The following is a 6,401-nucleotide window of genomic DNA, read 5'->3' on the forward strand; positions in this document are numbered from 1 at the left end:
CTGTACTTATTAATTTCATTTAAGTTGTGAACTATAATTAGTCAGTGAGAATTATATTAGAATGCATGAATATTAAGTAAAAAAATTATTTTGAATGGTTGTGAATTATAGATGAAAACAATTTTATAGATTGGAACAATAACCACCCAACCAGCTCGAAAGGTCGCATTAACTCAGTTCGTATTGAACTGCAATATGTCATCTTGTTGTCGTTTTTAAATTTTGTAATCATCAGATTTTATTAAAGCTTTTTCACTTTTAATTTTTAGATGATCTTACCCGGATGTGGAAATCAAGAGTGTTCTGCTGATCATAAAAGAACGCGTCTTATTCATACTTTTAAAATTTGGAATTAAAAAACACCAAGTTTGTACTTTTATCTTTTTTATTCTGATTAGATAGTAAAATATACTTACCAATTGATTTGGACAAAAGTCAATGAACATGGACTCATCGTCTGATAGCTTTTCAAGTGGTTTATCATTCAATATGCGTCGGTGGCTGACTTTTTACAGGCCGAATTTCAGCGTTTCATTTTTCGCAGTTATGGAGGTGAAACCGCAAATTTCTTTCTTATACAAACAATCTAATCTTCAGATTGGGAAAGGTGAGACGCGATGCTTTTGCTTTTAGAAATTAGAAAAAGCAGAAGGCAGGTAAACAACAAGGCCTATTTTATTTTTCAAGCTTCACCCGGGTGTAGGGGCTGGACATGTAAGTTCTGTATGGTGATTCTTTGTATCGCAGAGTTTTGCGGTGGTTGCTGAAGAAATCGATTCGTTTGGCTTTGGGATCAAGTTTGATGGTGGCGGTCCATTGATTGCCAACCTTTTCCATTTCCATGGTCTGATCGTCCGGGATCATTTCGCTGATGTAATTGGGGCTGCCATCGGGAGCACGGTCGAAGATCCACCAGATACGACCACTTTCCTCACCGGAATCCGGGGCGAAGGATACACTTACTTTGAGCGTTTTGCCTTTGAGTTCACTTTTCACTTGAGGGGGTGCGAGGAGGTCACCTTTCGTCTCATCGGGAAAGAAATGCTTGAGCATAAACCCTGATTTGTTCTGTTGATCCCGTTCGGTTTTGGGATGACCGCGTTTTCCATGTCCGGAATTGGCACCGAGGTAAACGGGAATGGTTGGGTGGTGTTTCCCACCCCAGGCCATATCGAAGGCAACGAAGTCATGAGTGCCGGGATGAAAGAGCATATCCACCCCCCGTTTTCGTAACGCTTTCAGGTTGCGGGATATGAAGACTTGATCCGAAATGTCGCGGGCAAAGTTTTGCAGGTCTTTCCAGGTACCGCCCGCATCCAAAACGCGTTCGTTGAAATTGGGTCCGAAATGCCCGCCGGTAAATCCACCTCTTCTACCGGGTTGATCCCGCAGTACTTTCCATGCGTCCTCGTCATTCATACGAAGTGGGGAGTCCCAGATCGGAGAAACCGTCGCGTGTACTGCGGTCATACGCTCGTCGTGAATGATGGCCATGGAGGGGGAGGCACCGTTTTTGGATCCGCCGGAGGCGGCAACCTTACCCTTTTCAAAATGATCTTTTTCTGCGTATGCGGTGGTGATCGCACGCATCAAGGTGGCGGGCCAGGCCCAGTATTGGATTTTGAATCGGGGATTAAGGGTCTCGGCAAACCGCTTCTCCGCCGCCTGGGATAATGCTCGTTGCCCGTAGGTTCCCGGTTCCTGCACGACGGTAATGACGAGGCCAACTCCGCCCTCCAAAAGTTCGCGCTCGGTGGGGTTGGGCCGGGCATCCTTTTGCAGTCGGGAAGGGGAACTTCCACCAGTGAGGTGAAATCCCTTGGCTTTGCGGTTGGAGGGCACGACCATGCGGACGGGGATACGGTACTCCTGTCCGGGCCATAGGTCACCCACATTGATGGTGACCAGCTTCTGCCGTGTTGCGATGGGACCTTGTACCTTGTGCCAGTCTTGGAGAACCTTGATTTGAAGGGTGCCTGGGTCGCGTATTTCCTCCATGTCGAACACCTGCATACTGAAGGCTGAGAAGGAGAAAAAGAGGCTTACGAAGGTGGCGATGACAATTTTATACATAATGAACAGTTTTAAAGTTAGCTTTATTTTTTGAGGTATTCCCGAAGGGTGGGTAAGTTACCCACTTCTTTGAGGATAGGTTTTGGGTTCCTGGAATAAGCAGGGGGTCGAAGATTGGCTTCAATGCTTGCGGCGTGTTGCACCAAAAGTTGATCGAGTTCTTCGACCAATTTTGGCATTGATTGAGCCAAGTTCTTTTTTTCTCCCAGATCCTTGGATAAATCATAGAGTTCTCGAATAATTTTACCCTTCACTTTTTTCTTAACCATTTTCCAGTCCCCCTTTCGGATACCGTCCACTTCATAGTAATGAATCTTGTGGGGTGATTTTACACCCTTTTTGCCCAGTAGGATTCCATCGATGTCCTTGCCGTCAATCATGCGATCGTTGGGAATTTTTGAGCCGGTTAATTTTGCAAATGTAGGAAGCAGGTCAGTGGTTACCCCAATGGCTTTTGTTGTTGTCCCTCCTTGGATAGTTCCGGGCCACCAGGTAAGGGTGGGTACACGCATATGTCCCTCGTATTTGGGACCACCTTTTCCTCCTCGCAAGGGTCCCATGCTCATACCGCCGGCTCCGCCATTATCGGAAGTGAAGATGACCAGGGTGTTCTTATCCAACTTAAGGCTCCTTAATGTATTGAGTACCCGGCCAATGCTGTCATCAACCTCCTCGACATGGGCTCGATTCACATTTCCTTCCGCTCGTTGAAGAAACTTGGGCCGGGCAAACCTAGGGTTATGAACATGAGAGTGGGGAATAAAACAGAAGAAGGGTTGCTTTTTATTTTTTCTTATAAATTGGATCGCTTCATCAGTAATCACCTCCGCCAGAAGTGCCTGATCATAGTCATCCGAGACATGGGCAACTGCTTTGTTTTGAAGCATAATAGGAAGTGGCTCGTAAGGACCGCGATTGGTAACCGGATTTCCCCTTTTGTTCCCCGGCCACATATCATTGGAGTAAGGGATTCCAAAATAGGTATCAAAACCTTGGGCAAGCGGCATAAATTCTGGTTGGTCTCCGAGATGCCATTTTCCAAAGCATCCGGTTGCATATCCATTTTCCTTAAGCATTTCGGCTATGGTAATTTCACTTGGGTTTAATCCACGATGATCTCCTGGGAAATTGACAATGAAACTGGGTATTCCTTCTTTCTTTTGAAGCCCTCCATCCATACCTATACGGTTGGCGTAAGTTCCGGTCAGTAATGCAGCTCTTGATGGAGTGCATGCGGTATTGGCGACATAGAATTGGGTGAGCACATTGCCTTCCTCTGCCATCCTGTCCAGATGAGGTGTTTGATTAATTTTATTTCCGAAGGGTCCAATGTCTCCGTAGCCCATGTCATCAATAAACATAAGCACGATATTCGGCTTTTGCTTAGCTGAAAGGAAAATTCCGAGAATAGAAATCACTCCGATAATGAGAATTCTTTTGAAAGGTAATTGATTCATTGGAGAAGGGTGTAGAAAAAAATAAACACTAGTTAGTTATAAATGGGTTGAATCTGTCAAATGTAGAGTTTTTAAAGATAGCTTGGACAGATGTATACAATAAGAAGATATTATTTTTTAACCATTTCCCAGTGATCTCGTTTTTAGGACAAACATTCAACATTGCTGCTTTTCAGTGAAGCTATGATTAGTTTCCCTTCATTTTTTCTTAGCTACCCCAGAGTTGTAGCATAAACAGTATCGGTCATCAATTTTTACAAAGTGAAGGAGAGTATATTTATGTCCAGAAACAAATGTTTAGCGTCATCGGTGTGGATCGCAGTTTGGGTTGGTATGATCACGCCGATGCCGGGCCATGCCGCCTTTGTAGAAAAAGGTTCGGAAGATTGCGATATGACGATGGTGGATTACCGCTGGCCCTGGTGGCCCGAGTCGACCTATTTTGCGCTTTGGTATACGGGCGTCAAACCGTCGCAGACTGTTAGTTTCTATGGAGGATACACAGGTGGCCCTCCGTCTTTGGAGCCTGACTTCTACCCGAACCTGGACAAAGATGTTCAGGATGCGTACAGGCCCGGTTCGGTCTGGTCATTCTGGGGACATAATGAAGAAGGAGAGCCGGTTCGCCCAATCGCCTGTTCGGAATATAACTATCCGGCTCAATACATTGGGGAAGGCGCTAGCGGCGCGATAGGCGGTCCGGCTTTTCCTTACATGAAGGCGGGGAATTGGTACACCATGATGATGCGCGTATGGTCGCCATTGGGGGTGGAGAATCCGGATTACTCCTATATGGGCCGCTGGACCAAAGATGTTCAAAACGATCGCTGGCATCTGTATGGCGTTGTAAGGATGCCCGTGGCGGGCACGACGCTTAATGGTGGTGGAGGGTTTCTTGAAGATGCGGGTGGTGCAGGTAGATCCCTTCGTGCCTTGCACAGACGACTGGGGTATGGCCGCAAAGATGGCAAATGGCACAAAACGAATACCGTGAAGTTTCAGATCCCGCCTAAAGGAGGCACTGCTCTGGACACGTATTACTACGTTGGGACCATCGAAAATAATCAGGTTCTTAGTATGGAGCGCACTGCTAACCCCAAGTTGAAACCCACAGGAGCGCAAACTGAATACTTGGAGATGGGCAAGAGTCACGAGGTCACCGTTGACCAGCCCGACTTACCGACGTTGGATTTGCCTGAAGTGAAAGCCGTAGAGGCGGTATCGAATGGCGAGCAGGTTCTCGTGTCCTGGGAGATGACCGAAACATCATCGCCCCAGTTCGCCTATAAAGTGGAAGTCTTTGATAATGCCGGGTGTAAAGGCGAGCCAGTTGTCGTGCATCAGGCCAGGATGCCTCATATTGCCGATCTATTGGTCGAAGCCAAAGTGGCCGGACCAACGGTTCGTGTTACGCTGATGGATGTGTTTGACCAAGAGGCTGAGCCTGTTGTCGTCAAGGCGGCCAAAGCCGCTGCTGCGCAAAAGGCCTCTACGTTCAAAACAGCGCCTGGACTTGAATACAAAATGTTCTTCAATAATGCGGCTCGCCCCATCAATGTTCGCTATCCGGCCGAGGAGAAAGCCCACCATAGCCGCACCGAAAGTCATTACCTGGTGTCATACAATGAATTAACCGATGATAAACTGGTGCAGCAGGGAATTTGCAGCGGGTTTGACACCTCACTTCTTGGCAACCGGAAACACGGTTACGGGTTTATTTATGAAGGAATATTGCGGGCGCCGAAGTCCGGCTTATACCTGATTCACATGAAAGCCGCCGATGGTTACCGCGTGGAGGTTGACGGTCGGGAAGCGTTTGATTGGGATGGATTGCATGGCCCGGAAGAAAAGGTCTTCTCGCTAAACCTGGCCAAAGGCGACCATGAGATTGGAATCAAATACTTCTTCGATAAAGTAAGGCCTTACTTCAGCCTCCAGTGGGAAGGCCCGGGGATTGAATTGCAGGACATTCCTGCTTCAAGCCTGTTTCATAAAGTAAGGGCTGATGCTCCTCAGGTAACACTGACAGTGCAAGACGACGCAGACGCGGTCTCTGCTGTCGCCAGGATCATATCCCGGGGGCATACCCTTAATAGGATCCAGGTATTTTCCGATGATATGGCAATCGCCGCTTTTGAAGGAGAAGAACTGAAAGGGGCTGATCCGGTTATCAGACTGCCTGATCTTAGTCTTCCGGCGGGCAAACAGAAGATCTGGTCACGTCTGTTTTATGACGGCAATCACACCATCGATACAGAAGGCGGTTTCGTGAGCGTCGCATCCACTCCGATTGAAGGCTGGGAGCTTGGTGTAGCCGGTGAAGCCAATGTCCCGCGGAATATTACCCAGACCAAGCCCGATTCCTTTAGTTTTGTAGGTGAAGGTGAATATGCTATCTACAAGAATATCACGGGAGATTTCACCCTTACCTGCCGTGTTGATGATTACCTGGGACAAAACAACGAAGCGGTGAATCGTTTATCATGGGTTGGATTGACCGTGCGAACCGATGCCTCCAAGAACAACTACAAGTGGGGACCCGAGGTTGGAATTATGCAGACGGCGAAATACGGGCTGAGGACGACACCGGACCACCTTGATCTAGGAGCGGGACGATTGTCTCATCACCCTTTGACTAAAAACGGACATAAGTGGTTGCGGGTCGTTCGCCGCGGACGGTTGTTTTCGGCATTAACATCGATTGATGGAAAGACATGGGAGTATGGCACTACCCACTACAAGAACATCCGCGACAATGTGGGGGCTGGCATTGTGTTTCGCGCCTTGCCACAGGATGCGCAAACCTACTTTCAGGCAAGCGTATCGAATATAACTCTAGAAAATGGTGTTCCCGAAGACTTTGCCTATCCG

Annotated in this window: 3 protein-coding genes; 1 reads left to right on the top strand and 2 read right to left on the bottom strand. The window is 47.5% G+C overall.

Annotated features, from left to right (window positions below; translation table 11 throughout):
* Positions 1 to 675: 675 nt before the first annotated feature.
* Both ACKPQ5_RS07600 and ACKPQ5_RS07605 read right to left on the bottom strand, forming a co-directional pair.
* The gene (locus ACKPQ5_RS07600; RefSeq protein WP_407678501.1) at positions 676 to 2,013 is read right to left on the bottom strand and encodes a hypothetical protein; all 1,338 of its coding nucleotides are present in this window, start codon (positions 2,011 to 2,013) and stop codon (positions 676 to 678) included.
* Between the two features lie 83 nt (positions 2,014 to 2,096).
* Positions 2,097 to 3,530 (bottom strand): sulfatase family protein, encoded by a 1,434-nt coding sequence (locus ACKPQ5_RS07605; protein ID WP_407678502.1) that lies wholly within the window; start codon positions 3,528 to 3,530, stop codon positions 2,097 to 2,099.
* Positions 3,531 to 3,863: 333 nt separating this feature from the next.
* Here ACKPQ5_RS07605 and ACKPQ5_RS07610 point away from each other — a divergent pair.
* Positions 3,864 to 6,401: DUF3472 domain-containing protein (locus ACKPQ5_RS07610; RefSeq protein ID WP_407678503.1), on the top strand; the 2,538-nt coding region annotated here is incomplete at its 3' end.

This window comes from Candidatus Seribacter sulfatis, from assembly GCF_964187635.1.
Lineage (GTDB): Bacteria > Verrucomicrobiota > Verrucomicrobiia > Opitutales > Seribacteraceae > Seribacter > Seribacter sulfatis.

Excerpts from the sequence above, each read along its gene's own strand:
- ACKPQ5_RS07605 (WP_407678502.1), bottom strand. The coding sequence starts at position 3,530 with ATGAATCAATTACCTTTCAAAAGAATTCTCATTATCGGAGTGATTTCT.
- ACKPQ5_RS07600 (WP_407678501.1), bottom strand. The coding sequence starts at position 2,013 with ATGCAGGTGTTCGACATGGAGGAAATACGCGACCCAGGCACCCTTCAA.